Source organism: Salegentibacter sp. UBA1130 (assembly GCF_002311535.1).
Classification (GTDB): Bacteria; Bacteroidota; Bacteroidia; order Flavobacteriales; family Flavobacteriaceae; genus Salegentibacter; species Salegentibacter agarivorans.
Genome location: NZ_DCAP01000038.1, coordinates 45,687 through 71,914, shown reverse-complemented (window position 1 = coordinate 71,914; position 26,228 = coordinate 45,687). Strand labels below are relative to the sequence as shown.

Here is a 26,228-nt window from a genome sequence, read left to right as displayed (position 1 = left end):
CGAACAATTGTAATCGAATATTATGAAAAAAGCCTGTACTTTATTTCTATTCAGCCTTATTATTACTCAAAGTTTTTCCCAGGAAAAAATAAAGGTAGCGGTGGCGGGCTTAACTCATGGTCATGTAGATTGGATTTTTAACCGGGAGGGAAAAAACGATATAGAAATTGTTGGTATTTATGAAACCAATAATGAACTCATTAAAAAATATTCAGACAACTATAACCTGGATAAAAATCTCTTTTACACTGATTTTGAAAAAATGCTGGATAAGGTAAAACCTGATGCGGTTTCAGCATTTGGGGCTACCGAAGAACATATTAAGGTTGTGAGGGCCTGTGCACCAAGAAAAATTCACGTAATGGTGGAAAAGCCACTTGCAACAACTGTCCAGGACGCTAAAGAAATTGAAAAGCTGGCCAACCAACATGAAATTCACGTGCTTACTAATTATGAAACTTCCTGGTATGCAAGTAATCAGTATATAAAAGATTTAGTTGAGAAGGGCGAACTTGGTGATATTAGAAAAGTAATGGTTAATTCTGGCCATCAGGGCCCTAAGGAAATTGGTGTGAGTAAAGAATTCCTGGAAATACTTATTGATCCCGAGAAAAATGGAGGCGGTGCCTTAATGGATTTTGGTTGCTATGGGGCTAATTTAATGACCTGGCTAATGAAGGGTGAAAAGCCACTTTCAGTTACCGCAGTAACTAATCAAAATAAACCCGAAATTTATAAAGAAGTAGAAGACGAAGCTACTATTATTCTTCAATATGAAGAAGCACAATGTGTGATCCAGGCTTCATGGGATTGGACTTTTTCCCGAAAGGATATGGAAGTCTATGGTACCCAAGCTTACGCAATAGCCAGCGATGCTACCACCATTAAAATACGTGGTGTGGAAAGTGAAAGAGAACAAACCATCAAGTTAGATCCAAGGCAGTCGCCTCACAACGATCCATTTTCTTACCTGGCGGCCGTTGTAAATAAAGACATAGAAATAAATGATTTTGGATTGTACAGTCTTCCGTTAAATGTTACCGTAGTAGAAATTTTAGAGAAGGCCAAAGAATCGGCAAGGATAGGAGAAACAATATATTTTCAAGAAGGTTGATTTCTAAAATTTTTGTATAAAAAAAGGGGGATTGACTTTCATTTCAGAATTGCCCCCTTATTACTCCAATTATACACTTCAAAATTAAATCAGATAAGGCCTATTCAGGTTAAATCAAGTTCAAGTAAATACTAAGCTTGTATTAATCCCATAGATTTGTTTCTCGGCTTAACATTCATTTAAAAATCAGGGATAAAGCCTTAATTTTTAAATAACCTTTCCAAAAATGTTTACATCTAATTTTGCTTAAAATAAAAGTAAAAAATCAAGTTATGGATTTAAGCGAAAAGAACAATTTAGCTTTGGAAACTTTAAAATTTCCGGTTAGGTACGATAGCAGGCAACAAACAATATGGGATGCAAAAGGAATGATGGTTTGTGATATTCGAGGCTGGGGAAAAATTCAATTTATGAACAAATCTGAAGCACGCCAGGATGCTATAGGTGAATTAATTACTAATTTGCTCAATAAATTTCACCGCAATGAAAATTCCAAAATAGACGAAGAACTTTTTAGGATGTTGGCCTCTTAGGTTTAAGTATTTTTAATTGAATGTGTTAAATTCATTCTTAAGTTATAAAGAATTAAATAAGGATCTTATATTTAGCTGCATTTTCCTTGAGTATTTTATTAAAAACCGCCCTTCCGGTTTACTTAACCAATCTCTATATGCGGCAATATTTTATACTTCTATTCTCTATAGTACTACTTAGTACTAATTTCAGCGTTTTTTCGCAGGAATACAGGGAAGAATTTAAAAATTTTGATGAGCTCGTAAATATTGAAAACACCAATTTATTATACGGCAAGGAGTATGTAGAACAGCACGCCACCATAAACAATAAACATAAATTTTTTCAAACCTCTGGGTTTTTGAATGGAGACGTGGTTTATAGCGGGGAAACTTATTACGACCTCGACTTAAAATATAATATTTTTGAAGATTTACTTGTTGTAAGAGTTAAAAAGGAAAACGGAGATGTAACTTACCAGTTATTTAAAAATAGGATTAATAGGTTCAGGATTGGTGGGCGAAATTTTATAAGTATATCGCCGAAAAAAAATAACAAAATTCAGGGATTTTTTGAAATAATTAGTGAATCTGCTTCTCTGAAACTGCTAAAAAATCATCGAAAGAAATTAAAGAAAATCCTCACTTCAGATTTTACTTATTTTGAATTTGAACCCGAGCCGGCGCAGTATGCCGTCGCTATTTCAGAAAAATATTTCCAATTAGAGTCTCAATCGGAGTGGATAAATGTCTTTCCAGAACATAAGGAGAAGATCGAAAGTTTTTTTAGCTCTAATCGGGCTTTAAAAGAAAGTGATCCCGATAGCTTTATGCTGCGATTGTTTAGCGAGATTTCTGAATCCTATAAATCGAATAACTCTTAATTCGAATGAGAATATTTCTAATTTTTCTATTCTTTCTCTGTAGTGTTTTAAAGCTTTCGGCCCAGGAAGCCCCACGAATAGATCTAAGTTTTGAAGATTCACCGGTAGAAGAAGTTATGATGATCATTGAAGACCGCACCGGATACAAGTTTTTTTATTCCGACGAATGGTTAGATGATACTTTAATTTCCGGGTCGTATACCAAGGAAGATTTAGAAACCGTACTTACTGAAATTTTTAATGCTACTAACCTCAATTTCTTTATCCTCAACGATCAAATAATTATTACGAGGAATAATGTGATTTATGATGAGTTGCCCACTAGTTTTTATCCTGAAAAAGACACAGATACTATAGCCAGGGATAAACCCGGGGCGGTGAGTGAAGATTCTGAAGAAAGAAATTATAAACCTGTTTTTTACCGGGAATCAGGAACTGTTGCAGCAGAAGAAATTGAAACAATTTACATAGGGAAGGAAGAAAAATCAAACCCTAGAAATCGATTTATGCTTTCAGGAATTGTTACTCATACTGAAACCGGGTTACCTATTTCAAATTTATCGGTGGTAACCGCAAATGGAAATCAGGGTTCGGTTACCAATGAGGAAGGTTATTATGAACTGGAACTTCCTGCAGGCGCCAGTATTATTGAAACTATCTCCCTGGGAAATTTGGATCTTAAAAAACGGATTGTGATTTATAATGATGGTCAACTAAACCTTAGCCTGGAAGAAAGTTTTGAGCAGTTAGGAGAAGTTTTGGTAGACTCTGAAGCCGATCGGAATGTGAGGAGCGTTATTGCCGGAGTAGAAAGTATAGACGTAAGTCAAATTAAAAATATACCCCTGGTACTTGGCGAAAGGGATATTTTAAAGGTTGCCACTACTTTACCGGGAATAACAACCGCAGGGGAAGGTGCTGCCGGTTATAATGTTAGGGGTGGAAAAACCGATCAAAACCTTATTTTACTTGATGATGCGGTAATTTATAACCCTGCCCATTTCTTCGGAATTTTCTCCGGGATAAACCCTTTTACAACGGGCGAGGTAGATATTTATAAAGGAAATATTCCTGCCGAATACGGCGGTAGGCTATCATCAGTATTTGATATTAAAAGTAAAGACGCTAATACTGAAAAATTCGCTGGCGAAGTTTCAGTGGGTCCCGTAACCAGTAATGTTGCTTTAGAAATTCCTATTGTAAAAGATAAATCTGGCTTGATACTGGGCGGAAGAAGCACTTATTCCGATTGGATCTTGAGAAACCTGGACGAAGAATCTCTTTCTAACAGCAGCGCTTCGTTTTATGATCTTATCGCGAAATATAATCATAAGTTTAATGAAAAGACTAATTTAAGAACTACGGGATATTACAGCCGCGATGTTTTTAGTATTACTTCAGATTCGTTGTTCAGGTACAGTAATCTGATTTTTTCGGCAAATTTTAATCATAAATTTAACGAGCGCAATGAGATGGAAGTGGTACTGTCTAATAGCGGTTACCAGTTTGATATAGATTATGAAAGTGAGTTTAATAATAATTTCACTTCCGGGTATAATATTAATGAAACCGAAGCGAAAATAAAGATGACTTACCGGCATAGTGCTGCCCACAATTTTGAATATGGTTTAAGTAGCAAACTTTATCTTGTAGATCCGGGGGAAATTTCTCCCCTAGGTAGTGAATCTATAGTTGAACCTTTACAAATTGACAGGGAGCAGGGACTGGAGAGTGCAATTTTTATTTCCGATAATTTCAAGGTGAACGATGAGTTGCTGATAAGTGCAGGATTAAGATATTCCTTGTACGCAGCCTTGGGACCCAAATCTCAAAATACCTACGAAGAGGGCTTACCGAGGAACGAATCTACTATGGCAGGTACACGGGAAGTAGGAAATGGTGAAGTAATTGAAACCTATGCCAGGCCAGAGTTCAGGCTATCCGCCAGGTATGCTTTTTTGCCCGATTTTTCCGCTAAAATAAGTTATAATAATACCTATCAATATATTCATACACTTTCCAATAACACCACTATTTCACCCACTGATACTTATAAGCTAACCGATCTTAATATTAAGCCACAACAGGCAAAACAATATTCTCTGGGATTATATAAGAATTTCAAGGAAAATATGTACGAGTTTAGCGTTGAAGGCTATTATAAAGAATCAGACAATATTTTAGATTATAAAGTAGGAGCCCAGTTATTTTTAAATGAAAACGTTGAAACCGAAGTATTACAGGGTGATGGAAAAGCATACGGAGTAGAGTTTCTACTAAAAAAATCTGAGGGAAGGCTTAATGGTTGGCTAGGATACACTTATTCCAGGTCTTTGCTTAGGTTAGATGGCGAGTTTAGGGAACAAAGGGTAAATAATGGAGATTTTTTTCCGGCAAATTTTGATAAACCTCACGATGTTAGCCTTGTAGCTAATTATAAATTGACTAAAAGGTTTAGTTTTTCAGCTAACTTTGTTTATCAAACCGGAAGGCCAGTTACCATACCGGTGGGTAAATTTAATCCGGGAACCGGTCAATTGCCGGTTTACAGCGATAGGAACCAATTTAGAATTCCCGATTATTACAGGTTAGATCTTAGTTTTAATGTTGAGGGGAATCACAAGATTGAAAAATTTGCGCATAGCTTCTGGAATATTTCAGTGTATAACGTGTTGGGGAGGAACAATCCGTATTCGGTATTTTTTGTAACCGATGATGGTGATATTCAGGCATATCAGAGTTCTATTTTTTCAATACCAATTCCTACGATTACGTATAATTTCAGGTTTTAATTTAAAAGATTGGGGAACATGTTTTCAAAACAACAAATATTAATACTGCTTTTTACCGGTTTTTGCCTGTTTCAGTCTTGCGTAGAACCTATAGAATTTGAAACCGATGAATATGAAAATATTCTTGCGGTTAGAGCCACAATAACCGATGATTTAGAAACACAAAAGGTTTATTTAAGCCGAACTTTTCCTTTTGGCGAAGATGGTCCCGCACCCGAAAGTGATGCTTCAGTTTGGATTACGGATGCCGTAGGGAACGAGTATGAATTCAGGGAAACCGAAAATGGAGAATATCATTCTTTAAATCAATTCAAGGCGCAACCGGCAACTGATTATCAACTTCAAATTGAAACTAAAAATGGAATTTCTTATACTTCAGAGCCCACGCAATTAGCGAGTAGTTCGCCTATAGATAATGTAGAAGCACAGAGACTCACAGTAAAAGGAGAAAACGGGATAGCCATTGAGGTAGATAATTATAATACTAATGACGCGACTCAATTTTATCGTTATGAATATGAAGAAACCTATAAGATAGTTTCGCGTTATAGTTCCGACTCCGATCTTATTTATGAAAACGGACAATTTAAAGTCATTCCTAAAACCCGGGAAGAACGGGTTTGCTATAATACCTTAAATTCTACCAATTATATCCTGGCAAATACCAGCAATTTAAGTGAGAATAATATAGAAAATTTTCTGGTTAAATTTGTTGAAACAGCTAATCCAAAACTCTCGCAACGCTATAGTTTATTGGTAAGACAAATTGGTATTAGCAGGGATGCGCATTATTATTATAACGCCTTGGAACGCCTTTCAGGAAGTGATAATTTATTTTCTCAAAATCAGCCTGGTTTTGTTGAAGGAAATATTATTTCTGAAAATCCCGACGTAAAGGTTTTAGGTTATTTTAATGTTTCTTCGGTGTCAACCAAAAGGATATTTTTCGATTATTACGATTTTTATGAGGTAGGCGAAGATCCCAGGCCATATTTTAGCGAAGACTGTAACCCTGCACATCCTGTATTGCCTGAAGAATTGGAAAAACTCATTCCAATGTTGCAAAGTGGTTATGTGAAATTGCTTAGAACCAAATTTCCAACCTATGAAGTTGTGGAAACCGAATGTATAGATTGCAATGTATGGGGTACAAATGTTAAACCAGACTTTTGGGAAGAGTAAAAACTTAAAAATGAATAATTTATTTAAAATACTCTTAGTTTTCCTTCCGCTTTGTGAGATGTGGGCACAGCCTGTAACGCCCAATATGCAATTGCAGGAATCTTTTAAAGAACTTCCACAGGAAAAGGTTTTTGTGCATTACAATTCTTCTCTTTTAATGCCCGGAACTCAGTTTTATTATAAGGTCTATGTGTTAAATACTGCTGAAAATAAATTAAGTGAACTCAGTAAAGTAGCTTATGTAGCATTGATAGATAAGAGCGGTGAAGAAGTTTTCAAACATAAAATTTACCTTGAGAATGGAGTAGGAGCGAGTGATTTTTTTATTCCAAATTCGGTCAATTCGGGTCATTATAAGTTGGTAGCCTATACCCAATGGATGCAAAACGGAGGTGTTAAAAACAGCTTTAGAGCAGATCTTTTATCCATAAATCCATACCAGAATGAACAGGATATTATTGATACTGATAAGGAAATTAGTGCTGGGAATTTAAAAGATAATAATTCCGATGAATTTCTTTCGCTTTCTGTACCGAAAACTACCTATGAAAAAAGGGAAAAAATCAACCTGGAAATTATAAATACAGAAAAGATTACAGGAAATTTCTCGGTTTCAGTCAATAAGCTCGCCGAATTTGAAGTTCCTGAAAAGCCTACCAGCGCTAACTATGGCAGAAATTATGAAATTGATAATAAATCTACTTCAGAATATTTTATTCCGGAGTTAAGGGGAGAGTTGCTAATGGGAAGTATTTCACCTCGGCCTATTAATTCAAATCGTAAACCACAAGTTGCTTTATCAATTAACGGGAATCAACAAATTTTTAGAACTTCTGTAGTGAACAACGCCGGTGAGTTTTTCCTTAATCTTGATGAAAAGTTTGATGGGGAAACCGCGCTTCTTCAGGTTTTGAAGGATGAGGATTCAGAATATAAAATTCAGTTGAGGGAAAAGGAAAAAATCAATACTTCAGCATTAGATTTTAAGGATTATAAAATAAGTGCGGAAGCCACCGATGAGATTTTACAACGTAGTATTCATCATCAAATAGAAAACGCTTATTTTGAAGTAAGGGCTGATAGCCTTGCGGTAGCTGAAATAGAAAATAAGGAATTGTATCCAGGGGAGTCACAGTTGTATGTACTGGATAATTATACTAGATTTAAAACCCTGGAAGAAACCTTTGTAGAAATCATTTATTTGGCAAGAATCAGAAAAGGCGAGCATGGAGAGCCGGAGTTTAGGGTAAGCGGCATTGAAAACTCCCTGGATTATGGTTTGCCGCCATTGTTGCTGGTAGACAATGTGCTGGTAGAGGATCATTCTCATTTTATTAATTATCCTTCAGAAAAAGTGGAAAGTGTAGAAGTTTTTCGCAATAATTTTTACCTGGGTCCTATGGTGGCTCAGGGTTTAATAAGGGTTAAAACTCTTGAAGGTGATTATGTTGAAAGTTTAGATAAGCTAACCGAAATTAAAATTAAAAGTCCCCAGTTGAATAAAAATTATAGTTTCCAAAACTATAACCAGCTGGAAAAATTTAATAGAATTCCCGATTTTAGGTATCAACTTTTCTGGTTGCCTCAAATTGAGCTTGAAGAGAAAAATAAGTCTATTGAATTCTTTACTTCAGATGTTAAGGGTACTTTTGAAATAAGCCTGGAAGGTTTCACTCGGGATGGAGAGCCCGTTAGTTTAAAGAAACAATTTGAGGTGAAATAAACTTTTCCCAGGGCTAATTTATTTCCCAAAACTCCTTAAAACCGTACTTTTGTAGATTCACACATATTAAAGTAGAATTTATGAAAAGTCGATTAATATTAGGCCTCTTTTGCCTGGTTGTTTTTGGTAGTTTGCAAGCCCAAAAACTAGAATCTCCTAACGGAAACCTGGAGATGAATTTCTCTCTTCAGGAAGATGGTACTCCGGTTTATAACCTGGAGTTTGAAGGACGTGCTATTATTGAAAAAAGTAAGCTTGGCTTAGAGTTAAAAGAAGGGCAGCCTCTTACCTCTAATTTTAGCATAGAAAACACCGAAAAATCTACTTTTAACGAAACCTGGACACCGGTTTGGGGTGAAGAAAGTGAGATTAGAAATCAATATAATGAGCTTGTAGTTCATTTAGATCAGGAAGATTCAGAGCGTAAATTGGTTTTGCGCTTTCGTTTATTCAACGACGGACTCGGGTTTAGATATGAATTTCCGAAGGACTCCAGGCTTGGGCATTTCGTGATCTCAGATGAAAAAACCGAATTCGCTATGACCGGTGATCACACCGCTTTTTGGATCGCCGGCGATTATGATACCCAGGAATACGATTATACCGAAAGTAAACTTTCAGAAATACGAGGCTTGATGACAGAGGCGGTAACCGCTAATGTTTCTCAAAAATCATTCTCTCCCACAGGAGTGCAAACTTCTTTAATGCTTAAAACCGAAGACGGCCTTTATATTAATTTACACGAAGCCGCTTTACTGGATTATCCTGCAATGCATTTAAACCTGGACGACGAAACTATGGTTTTTGAATCCTGGTTAACACCAGATGTAAATGGGGATAAAGCCTTTATGATCGCTCCCGGAATAACGCCATGGAGAACTATAATTGTAAGTGATGAAGCTAAAGATATTCTTTCTTCAAGAATCACTTATAACCTGAATGAACCCAGTAAGATTGAAGATACTTCCTGGATTAAGCCAATGAAATATATGGGCGTTTGGTGGGAAATGATCACGGGAATGAGCTCTTGGGATTATACTGATGAATTTGCAGCGGTTAAACTGGGTGAAACCGATTTTGAAGCCGCTGAACCGAATAGTACTCACGCTGCAACTACTGAAAATGTAAAATACTATATAGATTTTGCATCAGAACACGGTTTTGACGGCTTATTGGTTGAAGGCTGGAATGTAGGCTGGGAAGATTGGTTTGGAAATTCTAAAGATTATGTCTTCGATTTTGTAACGCCTTATCCAGATTTTGATGTAGATGAAATTAGAGAATACGCCAAAAGTAAAGATGTGGAAATGATTATGCACCACGAAACTTCGGCTTCGGTTAGAAATTACGAAAGGCACTTAGATACGGCTTACCAGTTTATGAAAGCCAATAATTATAATGCGGTTAAAACAGGTTATGTAGGCGATATTCTTCCAAGGGGTGAAAATCACTATAGCCAGTGGATTGTTAATCATTATCAATATGCGCTTGAAAAAGCTGCGGAATATGAGATTATGATCAACGCGCACGAAGCTGTTAGACCAACCGGAATTGCCAGAACCTGGCCAAACCTTATCGCTAACGAATCGGCTCGTGGAACTGAATATCAGGCCTTCGGCGGAAATAAGCCAAATCACGTGACCGTTTTACCTTTTACGCGTTTAATTGGCGGCCCAATGGATTACACTCCGGGAATTTTTGAAATGGATATCAGTAAACTAAATCCAGACAATAATTCTCACGTAAACAGCACGTTGGCTAATCAATTGGCTTTGTATATAACAATGTATTCGCCTTTACAAATGGCAGCCGATTTACCTAAGCATTACGAGCAGTTTATGGATGCATTTCAGTTTATAAAAGATGTAGCGATAGATTGGGAAAAAAGTGTTTACCTGGAAGCAGAGCCGGGAGATTACATTACGATTGCCAGAAAAGAAAAAGATGGAAATAACTGGTTTGTAGGTAATGTAAACGGACTTACTCCAAGAACTTCAGAAATTGAATTCGATTTCCTTGAAAAAGGAAAAACCTATATCGCAACTGTATATGCCGATGCTGAAGATGCGCATTATAAAGATAATCCTCAGGCTTATGAGATCAAGAAATATAGAGTGAACAGTAAGTCTGAGCTTTCACAAAAATCTGCTCCCGGCGGAGGTTATGCCATAAGCATTATGGAAGCCAGTAAGGATGAAGTAAAAGATTTAGAGAAACTGTAGATCGAAAAATGTATAGTGTATAATGTAGATTGTATACTGCAAATGATTCAATAACAAGAAACCCTCGTCAATTTGGCGAGGGTTTTCTTTTGGGAGCTAATCAAAAGCTTTTCAATTAGAAACCACATTTTATAAGAATTTAATAAATAATTTATAGTTTTAAGCAGTGTTAATAGATAATGCCCATCCAAACCCTACTTTGGGATGGGATATTTTAGTATGAGACTAATCGAATATTACAGTCAATTTTTGGTAGATCAGCACGTATAAATCTAAAAATTTGAACCTTAGCAATTTCATAGAAAATACCTTTAAAAAACTTATCCCGGCGCCCTTTACTTTAGCGGTGCTACTTACATTAATTACCCTTTTTGTCGCGTTCTTTTTTACGGAAGAAACGAACACTAATTCTGCAATTCAAATTCTCGATTTCTGGCAAACCGGGATGTGGGATCCCGCTCTTATTGTCTTTATGGTGCAAATGATGCTCATTTTGGTTTTGGGGCACATTTTAGTACTAAGCAAACCTGTTTCCTGGCTTACGAGTCAGTTAACTAAAATAGTGACCGGAAATGCGAGCGCAGTAATTATCGTTTCGGTTTCAACAATGTTAGTAGCATTTTTTAACTGGGGACTGGGATTGATCTTTGGTGCAATAATGGCGAGGAAAGTTGCCGAAGCCGCTTCCAATAGAGGCTTCAAAATTAATTATCCATTAATTGGAGCCGCCGGTTATGTAGGTTTAATGGTTTGGCACGGAGGAATGAGCGGTAGCGCTCCGTTAAAAGCGGCTGAAGACGGCCATTTGGCCAGTCTTTTCCCAGGAGCAGATGCAGATTTTCTTTCGTTATTACCGAATAATCTTCCTACTTCTATAACAATTTTTTCCACCTGGAATTTATTGATTTTCGGAATTTTATTGGTGTTAATTCCGCTTACGCTTTATTTGCTTTCCAGGATCAGCAGAACGAAGGAGGTGAAAATTGAAGCTGAAACAAAAACAAATCATATCGCAAAAATCACCGGTGCCGAAAAACTGGATCATTCAAAATCGCTAAGATTAATTTTTGGATTTCTTCTCCTAGCAGCTTTTTTCGCAAGTTATTCTGATGAAATTTCCGCGGGACACCTTACACCTAATATGCTGAATTTTCTAATGCTTTGCTTGTGTATTTTGTTACACGAGTCTTTTGCTTCATTTTTAAAAGCTCTAGAAGAAGCCATTGGGGGAGCGGCGGCTATTTTAATCCAATTTCCTTTGTATTTTGGGATAATGGGCATAATGCGGGAAACGGGATTGGTAAGTGATATTTCGGGGTTTTTTGTAAGTATCGCAACCGATGTTAGTCTGCCGGTTTACAGTTTCTTCAGCGCAGGCCTGGTAAATATTTTTGTTCCCAGTGGCGGCGGTCAATGGGCGGTACAGGGCCCAATAATTTTAGAAAGTGCTTTAAAACTTGGAGTGCCGCTTAACAAAGCTGTGATGGCTTTGGCCTATGGAGACCAGATAACGAATATGCTGCAGCCATTCTGGGCGTTACCATTACTTGCCATTACCAAACTAAAAGCCCGGGAAATCCTTCCCTATACGCTGGTAATGATGTTAGTGGGGAGTCTTGTTTATATAATCGGATTGGTACTGGTTTGATTATTAGAATTTCAATAAATTACTTTTGGGAGATAATTATCGGCAATAAGAGGAATTAATCTCGATTAACGAGTAAAACAGATTTAGATTTCTTATTTTATATAGGAATCAACAATTCTAATTATGGTACCACCAAAGACTAATCCGATAAAAAGACATAAGGCTATTCAACCTTTGAGTAGAGAACATCACCAGGGGCTTTTGCTCTGCTGGAAAATCCGAAAAGGTTTTGAAACCGGCGTGGAACCGCAACGCATAAAAAAATATACCGATTGGTTTTGGGAAAACCAGTTACGGGTGCATTTTCAGATTGAAGAAAAATATGTTTTTCCGGTTTTAGGTGCTAAAAATGTACTGGTAAAACAGGCCCTGGAAGAACACGAACATCTGGCATCATTATTCTGCCAAAATACTGATATCTCCCTTGCCTTAGAAATGATTAAAAACGACCTGGAAGGCCATATTAGGTTTGAGGAACGGGTGCTTTTTAATAAAATCCAGGAAGAAGCTTCAGCAGAAGAACTTCAGGAAATTCAACAACACCATAACAAAGAAATAACCTGCGGAGTGTGGGAAGATGAGTTCTGGAAATAAATTCATCTAAATCACCAAAATTAAGCAGCTTTTTGCATATGCTGCCTATCAGTCACTTCCTGTTTTAACCTAAAAACAGTGTCTTTTTCGTAAGCCAGAAAATAGTAGATCACAAAGAACAGGAAATACATAATCATTGATTTTTGCCTAAGAATTATACCAAGATTAGACATTACAAATGTCATTGCAAAAGACGTGGTAAAAAATAAGATTAGACTGAGTTTTACATGGCCCGGTGCCGTTTTTAAAAATCCGAAAAAACTCTTTTTAAACAATTTCCCGAACAATAATAAATAGATTAAATTCTCTATGGATACTATAACTCCAAGAATTCCGGGAGCATCAAAAAATAGTGGTCTAAACCAAAAAGTAAAGAATTTCTCTAGAAGTGAATAATCTGTCATTGGGACACCCGAAGTGGCATTATCCAGGTTATTAGAACGGTTTTCGGTAAAAGAAAGAAAATCTGCAATTAGGTTTTGAGAATTTCCAAGGTTTACCACATCCAGAATTTGTTTATGAAAAAGCAAGAGAACACCAGTTATAGCGCCCACAAAAATTGCTTTTTGTTTTAAACTAATCTGGTTTTTATTGATAAATATACTCAGCAGTCCTGCTCCTGCCAATAGTAAAAACATATGCGGCCTTATGGCAAAAACCAGTAAAGAGCCCAAACTTAAACTATAAATTCTGTTTTGTGGTTTTCTAAGGGCATAAGCAAATAACATTAAGCCCAGAAAAATAGGTGCTCCTTTGCCCAAAGATGCTGTCCAGAAGTGCATATTTGGTAGAAAAAGAATTAAAACCAAAAAATCTATTTTCTTAAAGATCTTAATATTTATAGCTATGTTTTCTTTAAAAAATAGGTAAGCATAAACAAAGCCCATAAAACCAACCCAGCTAAAAAGCAACATCATCATTTCGTAGCTAAAGCCGAAGAAATTTATAAATGGATAAGATAGAAAATCTATAAAAGAGGTGCCTGTTTCTAAAAATCCGTTCCAGGTTTTACCTTCTTTTCCCGGCACACTAAAATAGCGCTTTGAATCTGAAGGATTAAAAAAGGCGTAGGTGTAATAAACTCCGGCAAAGATTAGATGATAATAGAACAATTTATTCATCAGGTTTGCTGAGAAAAAATCGTGTTTTTCACTAATTTTTTTGAAAATATACTGGTTTGCCAGGTGCAAAAACGGAATAAGCATTACCGCCTGCAATAGGTTATGAATTAGGTTTATATTTGGGGACATTTCTTAAAATCTATTTATCCCCTTAAAACCAATTTTCTTACCTAAAATTTTTAATTATGATAGCTTTAAGTTTTAAGCCAATAATTAACTGAATTTAAGTCTTTTGTGGTAAAATGTTTTCAAGTTAACAATACTTTCAAATTTGAATACTGTGAACTTCTACAGTAATGTTTCCACAGGTGTGTAGATTTCAACACGGAAATTTAGAATTTAAATCCAAAAGTAAAGGTTAATCTTCCACCATCGTCACCGTAATAATATCCTGTGTTTGCGGTAAAAGCATTAAAGCCATTAATCCAGATTGAGCCGCCATAGTTGTTTCGCCATTTATCTGAAGTTGAATCTTCTGCCCATACCCGGCCGTAATCAAAGCCGGCACTTACTCCAATTTGCAGGGGAATAAAATTAGTTTTGAATCGGCTTATTCCAACTCTAAGATCGGTAGAGTGGTAGAAAGATTGTTTCCCATTGAAACGTTCCCAACGATAGGCCCTCAGATTTTCATTTCCGCCAAGGATAGCACCATCATAATATTCATAATTATCACCAAAGATGGCTTTACCACCAACTTTGGTAGCTAAAACCGCAATTCCGCTTTCGTGTAACGGATAATCTATAGCCAGCCACGGACTTACATAAGCAAATTCGTTGTTGTGACCGTCAATATTGGTTTTATAACCTGTGGTGATATCAGCTTCAAATCCGCGGGATGGATATGCAGGGTTATCCCGATTTTCATAATGATAATTTAATTCCCCTCCGGCATAAAGTTGTTGGTCAAAAAGATCATTTTCTTCAGGAAAGGCATCTGCTATAAATCGTTCTTCATCATAAGATACTTCTCTAGATTGTAGCATTGGCTTTGCATAAAAGCTTCCACCTGAATTTCCACGCCAAATTAGGGAAGGGGCAATTTCCCATTGCTCAATACGAACCCGGTTGTAATCTCTTCCAAAGGTATCACGTTGATTTTCGGAATTTATACCTTCTCCAAAATAATTCACAGCAAAATTAGGACTGGTATAACTAGCTAATATTCCCAGGTTCCAGTTGTAGAAAATATGTGCAAATTCTCCCTGATATCCTACTTCAAAACCGTTAGTGGCAAAATAATAAGCAGCATCAAAAGTATGTTGTGTATTAAATGGATTATTGGTGAGCCCGTATGTGGTGTAAGTATCTTTAATGCCTAAAGAAAGCCCTTCGTCGCCATTATAATCTACTTGCGGCATAATTTTATTTTCACTTCTTTTTCGTTTATCGGGGTTAAAAGTGTTTATCTCGTAATCGTCTACCAACCATTTTCTGGAAGCAGAATTGATGATTGTGTTTTCTTTGCTTTTATGATCGAATAATTTGATTTTTCTTGTATTCTGAAAATCGTAGATATCGTTTTCTTCTCCACCAACTACTTTTATTTCTACAGGATTATTTCCTTTTCCTAAAGTTTTAAAGGTATCGTCACCATCAAATCCATAGATCCAAATTTCATCGGTAGTTTCTGAATTATAAGTGTTTCTAAAGACTTCTTTTCCGTCTTCATTAATCATTATAATCTCGGTAAGACCATGGTCTTTTCTTTCAATACTAAAAGTATCATCTTCTTCGGTTCCTGTGAGGATTTGAAACTCCTGCAAATAATTATAATAGCGTTTGGCGATATCTTCTAAATTATCTCTTCTCGCTTTTAGGCTACTTTTAATATTTTCAATAGTTTCATCCTGAGCTTCTTCTGGTAAAGCTTTAAAAGCAGTCTCAATTTCATTATCGCTAAGTCGGGATTGAATAAACTCTACCTGTTCTTCCCAGTCTTCCCAGGTTAAGGTTTTTAATAAACGCTGGTCTAAAGGGTAACCCGATAAATTAAACCATTTTACATTATCTACATTCGCATCGTAAGTTTCCATTTTTCTAACCAGTGGCAATCCTAATTTTACCAGATCTGGAATAAAACCATCATAATTTGGAAAGGCAAAATCACGGTCACGGGGTATGGGTTTGTAGAGTTTCGTGCTATCTTTCTGGGTGTGTAATGCCCATCGCCATTGATCGAAGTGTCTGTCCCAGTCGCCAATTAACATATCTACCAGCCTGTTTTTAATAAATTCTTTCTCATCTGTCCTGATGTTTTTAGATTTTCTCATTTCCTCAAGAAGATCGCGAGTACTTATAATATCTTCGGGCGAACCAAATCTTTCAAATTCTTTATTTTCATCTCCTACGTGGGCTTCAAACATATAAAGTTCATCGCCATATTCATCATTATTAAGTCCTAAGGCTTTTTGCTTTGGCACATAGTATATCTGAGGTTTACCCGCGTAAATATCGAGTAGATCATTAATGTGTTTTAAAGAGTAACGGGCATAGGGGTGTGCACTGGTAAAAAGATCCATCGCATAGCGTTGGGCCACGGTATTTTCAATATAATCTTTAATATAATGGTCTTTAATAGTGGTGGCCTGTAAAAACCGGGTAGCGCTTTTTCTTAATGCACGAATAGTAAATTCATTTTTATCATCGGCAATAAACCTAAGGGAGCGGGATTGCATACCACCGCCTTCTTTTAAAGGTTGCAGGTTCCCTTCCAGGGTGTCCAGGAACAGCACGGGCGCTTTTATTTCTTTACTATACACTTCTCTATAAAAATCACCAATTAGGCTTTTATAGAGGCCAGATTTATCGGTTTCTTCTTCGGTATATATAGAAGCATTTACGGAGTCACCAATTTGTTCTTTAGTTTTAAAATCAATCTCGCTCCAATTTGGTTCGTCGCTTTTAAGCGTTTTGCTAAAAATGGGCTGATCTGAATTTTCAATGCTGAAAAATTCAATAAGCGTTTCATTATTTTTATAAGCTTTTATTCTAGCATAACCGCTTTTGTTGCTTCCAAAATGCTCGTTTTCTTTTCTAATACTAAGTTTTTGGGATTTTCCCGTGCTTCCGCTTATTATTTGCGGAATGCCGTCATCTTCTAAATATTGAAGATTTCTGTCCAGGCCTGAAAGAAAAATTACATTATCAAACTGGCTGGCAAGGGTCTCCAGGCGGCCTCTTAAATAACTTTGTTCTTTGCTTTGATAATCCTGTACTGAAAAACCTCCAATTTTTTCAAAGAAGGATCTTTTTGAATTACTCATTACCGGATGCTGTAGAGACACCAAAATGGTCTTACCGTGGGCATCTTTTATATCATCTTTAAATTCAGCAAAAAAGCGTTCTCTTGTTTTTATATCGCATTTAGAATTCATATTGGGATGGTCGTCCCAATCTTCTAAATACCACTGGGTATCTACGGTAATAAGAATTAGATCATCGGTAATATCTTCCTGTTCAATTGGGCAACCATCATCTGGCCAAACTTCTATGTTAGATTGGTTATCCTGAAGAAAAGACTCCAGATCATCTATTCTATTTTGTCCACCTTTGGTCCATTCATTACGGCCTGGAGTAAATATCACTTTACCGTTAAATTCCTGAACCGCATCTAATAGATTCTTTTTTAAAAATTCCTGTTGGTTCTCTCGTTCCCCTTCTTTTTCATATCCTTTCTGTGGAAGAAAATTTCCAGGAATTAATAAGGAAGCATTATCATCATTTTTTGAAGCCTCTACAATAGTATTTAGAATTTTTAGACCATCACCTGTAAGATCATTTCCAATATTACCGGCAACATAAAAAGTATGTACCAGGGTTTTAGGCTCTTCGGCACCTGGAGAAACCTGTGCGGTAGTCGAGATAACTGAAGCTATAAATAAAAAGACGAATTTATAAATGGTATTAATATTCCCCATAGATGCGTTAACAATTTTAATTTGAACAAGCTTCAAATTTTTGGAAAAAAAGCCACTTAACAATAGCTTTTAACGCATTATAACACTTGTCTTTAGCAAGTCTTTAACTTTGGTTAAGCAGGGAATTAATTCAAATTTCGTTTCTCAATAAAAAAACGCTTTAATAATGCCGAAGCTTCATCTGCAAGAATACCAGATTTTACCTGGGTTTTAGGATGCAGCTTTACCCCGGTTTTTCGGTAGCCACGTTGTTCATCTTCCGCAGCGAAAATAAGTTTTGAAATTTGGCTCCAATATAGAGCACCAGCGCACATTTGGCAGGGTTCCAGGCTTACGTACATAGTGCAATCTTTTAAATATTTTCCGCCCAAAAAACTTGCAGCAGCGGTTATTGCCTGCATTTCGGCATGCGCGGTAACATCGTTGAGGGTTTCGGTTAAATTATGTCCGCGAGCTATAATCTGGTTATTTATTACAACTACAACCCCAACAGGAATTTCGCCCCTTTCAAAAGCTTTTTGGGCTTCTTCCAGGGCTTTTTTCATAAAATATTCATCGTTAAAAGGCTGCAACATTTAAATAATCTTTTCTGCGGAAAGATAAAAATTATAAAATTAGCTTCTGAAGAAATCCTTGTAAGAAATAACTTTTCATAGCTTAACTTTGCGTACTATGAATCTTAATATTTTAGAAGATATAAACTCACCTGAAGACCTGAGGAAGCTCCCGGCTGAAAAGTTACGGGAAGTTTCAGCAGCGCTCAGGAAATTTATAATAGATATAGTGGCAACTAAAGAAGGCCACCTTGGTGCCAGCCTTGGAGTGGTAGAATTAACGCTTGCCCTGCATTATGTGTTTAATACTCCTAAAGATTTATTGGTTTGGGATGTTGGTCACCAGGCTTACGGGCATAAAATTTTAACGGGTAGACGTGAGATTTTTCATACTAACAGACGATTAAACGGTATTAGCGGATTTCCAAAGCGGGAAGAAAGCGAATATGATACTTTTGGGGTTGGGCATTCTTCTACCGCGATCTCTGCTGCCCTGGGAATGGCTATAGCTTCAAACCTTAAAGGTGAATTTAAAAAACACCATATCGCTGTTGTGGGAGATGCTTCTATTGCTAGCGGGATGGCTTTTGAAGGTTTAAATCATGCGGGAGTAACAAAAGCAAATTTACTGGTGGTGCTCAACGATAACGCTATTGGAATAGACCCCAGCGTTGGAGCTTTAAAACAATACTTAACAAAAGCGCGGGTAGGTTACAAACCTAAACAAAGTAATATTATTGAAGCGCTTAATTTTAAATATTTTGGGCCGGTAGATGGCCACGATATTGCTGGATTGCTTGAAGTTTTTAAACAAATGAAACAAATTGAAGGTCCCAAATTCCTTCACGTAATTACTACTAAGGGTAAAGGTTTAAAAAAGGCTGAAGAAGACCAGGTAAAATATCACGCACCCGGGAAATTTAGACCAGATACCGGGGAGCTTTTGCCATACGATACGGCAGGGCTTCCTTTAAAATACCAGGATGTTTTTGGTCTCACCTTGGTAGAATTAGCAAAAAAGAACGATAAAATTATAGGAATTACTCCTGCCATGCCTACAGGAAGTTCTTTAAAATTCATGATGCAGGCTTTTCCAGAAAGGGCCTTTGATGTTGGCATAGCCGAACAACACGCAGTAACACTCTCTGCAGGGATGGCTACCCAGGGTTTTAAAGTTTTTTGCGCTATTTACTCTACTTTTTTACAGCGCGCCTACGACCAGGTTATTCACGATGTGGCCATTCAGAAACTGCCGGTAGTTTTTTGCCTGGATAGGGCAGGACTGGTTGGGGAGGATGGGGCAACACATCACGGCGTTTTTGATATCGCTTATCTAAGATGTATTCCAAATATTATAATTGCCGCGCCCAGCGATGAAACAGAGCTTAGAAACCTGCTTTACACCGCCCAGCTAGATTTAAAACTTCCAATGGCCATAAGATACCCAAGAGGTAGGGGCGTTAAAACAAACTGGGAAACTCCTTTTGAGGAAATAACAATTGGAAAAGCCAAGAGCCTGAAAGAAGGTGATAAAATTGCGGTTTTAAGTATTGGAAATATGGCACAGAATGCAGCCAAAGCCATAGAAAGTATTAAAACAGAAAAAATTGGGCATGTTGATATGCGCTTTGTAAAACCGCTAGATGAAGAATTATTGCACGTTCTTTTTAGGAAATACGAAGCCTTTATTACTATTGAAGATGGAACTGTGGTGGGCGGCTTTGGTAGTGCTATTTTAGAATTTGCAGCAAAACACGATTATAAAGCTAAAATTAGGAATTTAGGTTTGCCAGATAATTTTATTGAGCAAGGAAATATAAATGAATTACAAGAAATTGCGAAAATTAGCGTTGAATATATTAGGGAAGAAGTAGTGTCTCTTCTTCAAAATCTTTAATTTTGCCATTCCGAAAAATCTAAATTAACTAATGAAAACCAAAGTCTTATGTCTTGTAGCATGCTTCGTTTACTTAACCACCACCGCCAACAATTCAATTTCAGATTATTATTTTGACATTTATAACGATACTATAAAACCTTCAGATTCTATTAAAGTGGTACAGGATACTACGAAAGTAGATTCTGTTATAGTAACGTTTTGGACAGAAAAGAATGAAGTTGGGGTAAATTTAAACGAGGTTGCTTTTATTAACTGGAATGCCGGTGGAAATAATTCAATTTCGGCTCTGGTTCACGGTAATGTAGAGCGCAATTATAAAAAAGATGATCTTAATTGGCGAAACCGGGCTACAGTGCGCTATGGTATAAACTCCCAGGAGGGCCAGAAACTTCGAAAAACAGAAGATGAGTTACGTTTAAATTCATCTTTTGGTTATAGAAAAGATTCGGTTTCCAATTGGTTCTATTCGGCAAAATTCAACTTTAATACGCAGTTTACCAATGGATATAAATATCCTGATACCGATAGTCCTATTTCGAAATTTATGGCTCCGGGTTATTTATTTCTGGGTATTGGTACAGAGTATTCAGATCCGGTAGAAGATCTTAAAGTATATATTTCACCGGTAACGCAAAAATCTACTTTTGTTCTTGACCAAAGATTGGCTAACGAAGGGATGTTTGGTGTTACGGGGGCAGTGAGAGATACGTTGGGCAATATTGTTGAAAAAGGAGAAAATGTAAGAACTGAATTTGGTTTTTTGGTTACCAGTGATTTTTCTAAAGAAGTTTTTGAAAATGTTGAACTGGATAATCAATTAAGCCTGTATTCAGATTATCTCAATAAATTTGGGAATATTGATGTGGAGTGGCAGTTAAACGTGAATTTAAAAGTAAACGATTTTATAAAAGCCAATGTGGGTTCCCATTTACGCTACGATGACGATGTAAAATTTAAAGAAGATATTAATGGCGATGGAGAGCTTGAAACTACCGGGCCCAGGGTGCAGTTTAAGCAAATGCTGGGCGTAGGCCTCGTCTACGAATTTTAAAGATGCCGGCTGTCTAAGCCGGCATTTTCTTATAATTTAATTCCTTTATATTTTTCAAAAGAAGCTACGGTAAACCCATCAGTCAACGAAGCGGTATGCGAACAAATTTCTAATAAACGCCTATAAACCGAATTCTCCTCCTGGAGATAAGCTAAATTTGGAACCGATTTTAAAACCAGTTTATTAAAATTAGAATATTCTTCGGCTTTCAACGGAAGTAAGGCTTCGGTATAAGTATCTAAAAGGTGCGAAAGCATTTTATACCCTGCAATTTCTTTACTTATTACCTCTTCACTCTGGTAGATTTTTTCAATACTAATTTTAATAATATCGTCTATTTGCGCTTCGTATTTACTCTTATCTAACAATCCCTGATGAAAACTTCCTGAAAGAATTGCATCTTCATTTTTTAAGAAGGTTTCTACCGCTTCGGTAATTAAGGTATTTATAGCCAGGGCTCTTAGGTAACTTAACCTATCTGCAGTATTTGTAAGGCTATTGTATTTGCCGGTATTTATATTGTCTTTTACTAGTTTTATAAGATATTCCAACGCATAATCTTCATCAATTAGACCAAGGTTTATCCCGTCTTCAAAATCTATAATGGTATAGCAAATATCATCGGCTGCTTCCACCAGGAACGCGAGAGGATGGCGGTAGTAACTTATATCGCCGTCTTTTCCTGTTTTAATTAAGCCTAATTCGCTTGCAACCTCTTCAAAAATCTCTTTTTCTGTCTGGAAAAACCCAAACTTTTTGTCGGCTATATTTTGTGAGGGTTTATGAGGTAAAGATTCTTTAGGATATTTTATAAAAGCTCCCAAAGTAGCGTAAGAAAGTCGGAGACCACCAGAGATTCCCGGTTTATTTTGTGTAAGGATTTTAAAACCGTTGGCGTTCCCTTCAAATTTTATAAGATCTTGGTATTCTTTTGGAGAAAGTTCATCTTTAAAACGTTTTCCATGACCGTGGCTAAAATATTCCCCAATAGCTTTTTCTCCTGAATGCCCAAAAGGGGGATTCCCAATATCGTGAGCCAGGGCAGCAGCGGCCACAATGGCACCAAAATCGTTCATTTTGTAAGCATGGGTTTTTTCCAGTTGAGGATGTTTCTCCAGAATTTTTTGCCCTGCCAGTCTACCTAAAGATCGCCCAACTACCGAAACTTCTAAACTATGCGTAAGCCGGGTATGTACAAAATCGGTTTTGGAAAGCGGAATTACCTGGGTTTTATCCTGCAAACTTCTAAAAGCCGAAGAAAAAATAATTCGGTCGTAATCTACCTCAAAACCAAGACGGGTTTCGTTTTGCTCTTTTCTTAAGCGTTTATTGGTATCTCCAAAACGTTTTAAGGAAAGAAGTTGCTCCCAGTTCATCATAATTTAGTGCTGTTTAGAATTGAATTTATAATCCAGATTCAAAAATAGAAAAAGCTTATGAATATTGGCCGGTTGAGCGTGATTTGCTGAAAGGTATTAGCCTGAATCATTTAATTGAACTTGTGCATTTGAAATTTGGAAAGAAAAATAAACCGGGGGGCGGTAGTTTAAAAAAACTGAAACAGCGTCATATTGGGGAGCATGGCGCCAGTTCCAGTTTTTACAAATCAGTTTTTTTACTGATTTTATTAAACTCTTTATCTGTTTTGTTAATTTGAGAGTAATCTTGTGCTCTCTTATTTACTAAATTTTCTTTAGCAATGTTTTCCTCTTTTAAGTTTTTATTCAGTATTAAATCGGTAAACAATCTTTTGCTTTCGTACTCAAGATATTCGGTTAAAGATTTAATTTTGAGGTCAATTAAATCTAAAGGAAGAAAGTCAGCAATAAATTCTTTTTCTATAGCTACAGCTTCACCAATAATTTGCTGTATTTTTTTGTCTGAAATTTCTTCTAAAAGGTGATCTCTAAAAAGTTGAACTGCAAAATCCCTGTGTAAGGCTTTATCGCGGTAAATAAGCTCATAGGTAAAGCAAAGCCCAGGTATTAAACCGCAATTTTTTATCCAGAAAATAGTAGCAAAACTACTATAAGAAAAAATACTTTTTGCAGTAGCTAGAGCTACTAATTTTTCGGCAAAAGAGTTGCTATTAGTCCATTTTTTTATCCATTCTTCCCTGGCTGATGTAGCAGGTATTTTTTGAATGTCTTTAAAAACATTTTCTTGTTGAGTTGTATTAAAAAAGGAATTTAAACACATACTATAGGCTTCGGTATGTGTATTTTCCATAACCAGTTGTAAATCCAGAAAGGATCTAGCCTCAGGAAGATTAATCTTGTTGCTAATTTTTTTGGTTAAACTGCTCAGGTTTCTTTCTGCAGAAAGAATTAAACCAAGAACTTTAAGAAACAGGCGTTTCTCTCCATTTAATTCTTCCCAGGATAATAAATCTTTTTGAATATCTATTTGTCCCGCAGTCCAAAAATTAGCTTCAATAGCTTTATAGGCATCCCAAATATCGTTGTGTTTCACAGGAAATATTACAAATCTGTCTTTGTTATCCCGTAGCAAGGGCTCCTGTTTACTCATTTAAGTGGGGGTGTTACCGTTTATTTATTGGATTGGCAACAAATATTAAAAAAAATTCTTATTCTGCTAATATGCTTTGTTTAATATTTTTATAAAGTTTTCAACACAAAAAACTAATAATTAGTAGTTTGTATAGCCTGATATGGCTAATATCGTAAGAAATATGATTTATATATGTTGAAAAGTACGAAATAAAACAAACGTTAAAACCCCCTAATAGATTACTATTGGGGGCGTAAATTTACAATCTTACTTTTATGAAGAAAAATACCAGTTAATTTCTGAAGGGGTATTTTCAACTTGTTGTATCTCTGTAATTTTAGGATAAATTTTTCCTGAAGAATCTTCAAAAACTTCAGTAATATGGTATTCAATAAGATTCCATCCTTTTTTTAGCTCTAAAGAATAATTTTCTGAAGCTTTAAAACTTTCATTTTGAGCCTGGGTGAAAGTTGTATTAATGCAGGTGCCTTTTACAGTAGCCGGTTCGTCAAGATAAGTCCATTCTATGTACTTCCCGGTACCGCTATTTTCTTCACCGTAAGTAAAGAAATAATCGGCAATAGCTTTTTTGGAGGCGGGCATAAGTAAACCCAAAATTTCTTTCTCTCCTTTAAACACCACAAGCTGTTTTGGTAAACTGCTTAAGTTGGTTTCTCCATTATTATATGATAAACCTCCAGATAGGCAAGAGAAAGTTCCGGAAACGGTTTTTAAAGATGCCTGCCAACCTTCAGGAGATTTTTCCTGTTCTTTCTCCATTTGTGCTTTCATTTTCTGAAGAAAATTTGGTTGCAATTCAATAGTTAGATTTCCATTGTTGTCTATACCACCAAATTCCTGGACACTACCTGAAATAAAATCCAGCACTCCGATTTTGGCACTACCATATTCCCAGTTTTCTACTTTAGTTTCAATTAGATTTTGAGAAAGCGCATTAAAACTAAACAGAAAACAGACTATTAAGTTTATAATTAAAGTTTTCATTTTTTAAATATTAGCAAACCATTTCTCAAACTGATGCCCAAGCATAGGTACCGGTTTTGTTTTATGATTAATAGCATTTATAAGCCCCATTATCCATAAATACAACAGGAATATTGAACCGAGAAAACTTAGAATCCACCCCAATATTGGGATCATTCCAATAATAAAAAGCCCTAAACTAAGTATTACCAATCCCAGGGATTGTTTAATATGAAATGCTGCAAATTCGTCTTTTTTATCGTTATTTAAAACAAAGGCTACCACGAGCCCAATAATGGTTAAATAGGCAATAATAGCTATGGTTTTAGGGTCAAAAGTACTTTTCGCTTCGTTAGATTGGTGTGTGTTTGAATTCTCCATAATCTTATATATTATTTAGATGCGCCCAGGGCAGCATAATTTTCTTTATTTATTGAAAAAGACTTTTTCTCAAGGCTGGTGCAGCGCATAGTGGTGTTGTGATCTGGATTATTTTTATCCAGCATTTGCATTTCCATCATTAAGGCATCGCCGTCTTCCAGCCAGTCTGCATTCCATCCTTTTGGAATATTGCTTTTTTCGTCACTATACATGTTGGCAAAACTAATAGGAGCTTCCCGGGTGAGGTAGAAGGTAAACTTGTGTTCTTTTGTTTCGGTTTCATAGCCCTGGCATTCATAACCCAGAATATTTTTTGTGCCAATTTTCTTTAATTCTGAATTTTCGTAAGGATTAGTTTCTTCTTCAGTATTGTCAAGGTTTATTTTACTGGCGGTAATAAAGTTAGTGTCATCTGAAGAGAGGTACATAACGGTAAGTTTCCTATCCATATCCAGCACCATAAACATACCTTCGGCTTGCGGCACCCGCATTCCAAAATAGGGTGCATCTTCTTTAAGAAGATAGGTCATATCTACATTGCCATCTTTAGTTTCCATATTTAACTGGTACTCCCAGTTAAAATCGTAAGATTGCGGAACTTCACTAACATCTACCCGGTTAGCACCCATTGGGATAGGGCTATTTTTAAGATCGGTTTCCCACATTTTGTTGAGAGACTTGTTAGCTTCATTTGCAGCTTTATTAGAAATATTTTCAGTCACTGCATGTTCAACTTTTTTTTCTACTTTTTCTTTTAATTTCTTTAAAAATTGGGCCTCTGTAGTAGAAACACATAATAAAAGAGAGCACCCTAATAGAATAAGTTTTTTCATAATATAAATTTTAGGTTATCAATAAATTGTAACTAAACTACCTTGAACCATGCCCAAGGCATTCATTCAAACCATTGTTTAATTTTCGAGGCAGGCCTCGGAGCATTTAAATCCCGATTATCGAGTAAATGCTTAGGGTTAGGGGCGTAAATTTAAAAATGTAGGGGAATAACTAAATACCGGTTTAGAGGGTGAGCACCGGATAAATTAGGGGTGAAATTCAAAAAATGAATATACGAAATCTTTTAGAATATTTAAAATAATATTCTGCCAATCAAATGGATAAGAAATAATTCCAGTAT

The 26,228-nt window shown here is 36.3% G+C and carries 19 protein-coding genes; 11 read left to right on the top strand and 8 right to left on the bottom strand.

All coding sequences use genetic code 11. The features are described from left to right. The first annotated feature begins 22 nt into the window (after positions 1-22). From B4F31_RS15235 to B4F31_RS15195, 9 genes are all read left to right on the top strand, one after another. A complete protein-coding gene (locus B4F31_RS15235; protein WP_075325254.1) occupies positions 23-1,114 on the top strand; it encodes a Gfo/Idh/MocA family protein in 1,092 nt (363 codons plus the stop codon). Positions 1,115-1,386: 272 nt separating this feature from the next. Further along, positions 1,387-1,647: a hypothetical protein gene (locus B4F31_RS15230; RefSeq protein ID WP_143083648.1), complete on the top strand. Its 261-nt coding sequence runs from the start codon at positions 1,387-1,389 to the stop codon at positions 1,645-1,647. A gap of 86 nt (positions 1,648-1,733) precedes the next feature. Continuing rightward, positions 1,734-2,510 (top strand): hypothetical protein, encoded by a 777-nt coding sequence (locus tag B4F31_RS15225; RefSeq protein ID WP_075325252.1) that lies wholly within the window; start codon positions 1,734-1,736, stop codon positions 2,508-2,510. A gap of 5 nt (positions 2,511-2,515) precedes the next feature. Then, positions 2,516-5,302: a carboxypeptidase-like regulatory domain-containing protein gene (locus B4F31_RS15220; RefSeq protein WP_286761692.1), complete on the top strand. Its 2,787-nt coding sequence runs from the start codon at positions 2,516-2,518 to the stop codon at positions 5,300-5,302. An 18-nt stretch (positions 5,303-5,320) separates the two neighbouring features. Then, positions 5,321-6,484, top strand: coding sequence for a DUF4249 domain-containing protein (locus tag B4F31_RS15215; RefSeq protein ID WP_075325250.1), 1,164 nt, complete (start codon positions 5,321-5,323; stop codon positions 6,482-6,484). Positions 6,485-6,494: 10 nt separating this feature from the next. Further along, a complete protein-coding gene (locus B4F31_RS15210) occupies positions 6,495-8,207 on the top strand; it encodes a hypothetical protein (protein WP_286761691.1) in 1,713 nt (570 codons plus the stop codon). An 80-nt stretch (positions 8,208-8,287) separates the two neighbouring features. Further along, positions 8,288-10,429: a glycoside hydrolase family 97 protein gene (locus tag B4F31_RS15205; protein WP_093304621.1), complete on the top strand. Its 2,142-nt coding sequence runs from the start codon at positions 8,288-8,290 to the stop codon at positions 10,427-10,429. Positions 10,430-10,709: 280 nt separating this feature from the next. Next, positions 10,710-12,077 carry a short-chain fatty acid transporter gene (locus B4F31_RS15200; protein WP_093304619.1) on the top strand — a complete coding sequence of 456 codons (1,368 nt, stop codon included), beginning with the start codon at positions 10,710-10,712 and terminating at the stop codon, positions 12,075-12,077. Positions 12,078-12,200: 123 nt separating this feature from the next. Further along, entirely contained in the window at positions 12,201-12,671 is a 471-nt protein-coding gene (locus tag B4F31_RS15195) for a hemerythrin domain-containing protein (protein WP_286761690.1), read from the top strand. Positions 12,672-12,691: 20 nt separating this feature from the next. On the opposite strand, the gene B4F31_RS15190 is transcribed toward B4F31_RS15195, so the two are convergent. The 3 genes from B4F31_RS15190 to B4F31_RS15180 all read right to left on the bottom strand — a co-directional run bounded on the left by B4F31_RS15190 (position 12,692) and on the right by B4F31_RS15180 (position 18,287). Beyond that, positions 12,692-13,921 (bottom strand): hypothetical protein, encoded by a 1,230-nt coding sequence (locus tag B4F31_RS15190; protein WP_075325245.1) that lies wholly within the window; start codon positions 13,919-13,921, stop codon positions 12,692-12,694. A 203-nt stretch (positions 13,922-14,124) separates the two neighbouring features. Continuing rightward, positions 14,125-17,748, bottom strand: coding sequence for a metallophosphatase (locus B4F31_RS15185; protein WP_286761689.1), 3,624 nt, complete (start codon positions 17,746-17,748; stop codon positions 14,125-14,127). 89 nt (positions 17,749-17,837) lie between these two features. After that, positions 17,838-18,287: a nucleoside deaminase gene (locus B4F31_RS15180; RefSeq protein ID WP_093304617.1), complete on the bottom strand. Its 450-nt coding sequence runs from the start codon at positions 18,285-18,287 to the stop codon at positions 17,838-17,840. A gap of 97 nt (positions 18,288-18,384) precedes the next feature. Between B4F31_RS15180 and dxs the strand changes: the two genes are divergently transcribed. Together dxs and B4F31_RS15170 are read left to right on the top strand one after the other, a co-directional pair. Then, complete coding sequence (dxs, locus tag B4F31_RS15175) at positions 18,385-20,163, top strand: 1-deoxy-D-xylulose-5-phosphate synthase (RefSeq protein WP_075325242.1); 1,779 nt, start codon at positions 18,385-18,387, stop codon at positions 20,161-20,163. 31 nt (positions 20,164-20,194) lie between these two features. After that, the gene (locus B4F31_RS15170) at positions 20,195-21,217 is read left to right on the top strand and encodes a DUF3078 domain-containing protein (protein ID WP_075325241.1); all 1,023 of its coding nucleotides are present in this window, start codon (positions 20,195-20,197) and stop codon (positions 21,215-21,217) included. A gap of 29 nt (positions 21,218-21,246) precedes the next feature. On the opposite strand, the gene B4F31_RS15165 is transcribed toward B4F31_RS15170, so the two are convergent. The 5 genes from B4F31_RS15165 to B4F31_RS15145 form a co-directional block, all read right to left on the bottom strand. Further along, on the bottom strand, positions 21,247-22,593 hold the full coding sequence (locus tag B4F31_RS15165) for a deoxyguanosinetriphosphate triphosphohydrolase (protein WP_075325240.1): 1,347 nt from the start codon (positions 22,591-22,593) through the stop codon (positions 21,247-21,249). A gap of 223 nt (positions 22,594-22,816) precedes the next feature. Next, positions 22,817-23,746: a ribonucleotide-diphosphate reductase subunit beta gene (locus B4F31_RS15160; protein WP_286761688.1), complete on the bottom strand. Its 930-nt coding sequence runs from the start codon at positions 23,744-23,746 to the stop codon at positions 22,817-22,819. Between the two features lie 255 nt (positions 23,747-24,001). Next, complete coding sequence (locus B4F31_RS15155; protein ID WP_286761687.1) at positions 24,002-24,733, bottom strand: hypothetical protein; 732 nt, start codon at positions 24,731-24,733, stop codon at positions 24,002-24,004. 3 nt (positions 24,734-24,736) lie between these two features. Beyond that, a complete protein-coding gene (locus tag B4F31_RS15150; protein ID WP_286761686.1) occupies positions 24,737-25,093 on the bottom strand; it encodes a DUF4870 domain-containing protein in 357 nt (118 codons plus the stop codon). An 11-nt stretch (positions 25,094-25,104) separates the two neighbouring features. After that, the gene (locus tag B4F31_RS15145) at positions 25,105-25,926 is read right to left on the bottom strand and encodes a DUF4412 domain-containing protein (protein WP_093304613.1); all 822 of its coding nucleotides are present in this window, start codon (positions 25,924-25,926) and stop codon (positions 25,105-25,107) included. Positions 25,927-26,228 lie beyond the last annotated feature (302 nt).

What these genes read in the sequence shown, in the direction of transcription:
- B4F31_RS15180 (WP_093304617.1), bottom strand. Translation starts at nt 18,287, where the DNA reads ATGTTGCAGCCTTTTAACGATGAATATTTTATGAAAAAAGCCCTGGAA.
- B4F31_RS15215 (WP_075325250.1), top strand. Translation starts at nt 5,321, where the DNA reads ATGTTTTCAAAACAACAAATATTAATACTGCTTTTTACCGGTTTTTGC.
- B4F31_RS15195 (WP_286761690.1), top strand. Translation starts at nt 12,201, where the DNA reads ATGGTACCACCAAAGACTAATCCGATAAAAAGACATAAGGCTATTCAA.
- B4F31_RS15150 (WP_286761686.1), bottom strand. Translation starts at nt 25,093, where the DNA reads ATGGAGAATTCAAACACACACCAATCTAACGAAGCGAAAAGTACTTTT.
- dxs (WP_075325242.1), top strand. Translation starts at nt 18,385, where the DNA reads ATGAATCTTAATATTTTAGAAGATATAAACTCACCTGAAGACCTGAGG.
- B4F31_RS15160 (WP_286761688.1), bottom strand. Translation starts at nt 23,746, where the DNA reads ATGAGTAAACAGGAGCCCTTGCTACGGGATAACAAAGACAGATTTGTA.
- B4F31_RS15190 (WP_075325245.1), bottom strand. Translation starts at nt 13,921, where the DNA reads ATGTCCCCAAATATAAACCTAATTCATAACCTATTGCAGGCGGTAATG.
- B4F31_RS15235 (WP_075325254.1), top strand. Translation starts at nt 23, where the DNA reads ATGAAAAAAGCCTGTACTTTATTTCTATTCAGCCTTATTATTACTCAA.
- B4F31_RS15165 (WP_075325240.1), bottom strand. Translation starts at nt 22,593, where the DNA reads ATGAACTGGGAGCAACTTCTTTCCTTAAAACGTTTTGGAGATACCAAT.
- B4F31_RS15230 (WP_143083648.1), top strand. Translation starts at nt 1,387, where the DNA reads ATGGATTTAAGCGAAAAGAACAATTTAGCTTTGGAAACTTTAAAATTT.
- B4F31_RS15220 (WP_286761692.1), top strand. Translation starts at nt 2,516, where the DNA reads ATGAGAATATTTCTAATTTTTCTATTCTTTCTCTGTAGTGTTTTAAAG.
- B4F31_RS15145 (WP_093304613.1), bottom strand. Translation starts at nt 25,926, where the DNA reads ATGAAAAAACTTATTCTATTAGGGTGCTCTCTTTTATTATGTGTTTCT.
- B4F31_RS15170 (WP_075325241.1), top strand. Translation starts at nt 20,195, where the DNA reads ATGAAAACCAAAGTCTTATGTCTTGTAGCATGCTTCGTTTACTTAACC.
- B4F31_RS15155 (WP_286761687.1), bottom strand. Translation starts at nt 24,733, where the DNA reads ATGAAAACTTTAATTATAAACTTAATAGTCTGTTTTCTGTTTAGTTTT.
- B4F31_RS15210 (WP_286761691.1), top strand. Translation starts at nt 6,495, where the DNA reads ATGAATAATTTATTTAAAATACTCTTAGTTTTCCTTCCGCTTTGTGAG.
- B4F31_RS15205 (WP_093304621.1), top strand. Translation starts at nt 8,288, where the DNA reads ATGAAAAGTCGATTAATATTAGGCCTCTTTTGCCTGGTTGTTTTTGGT.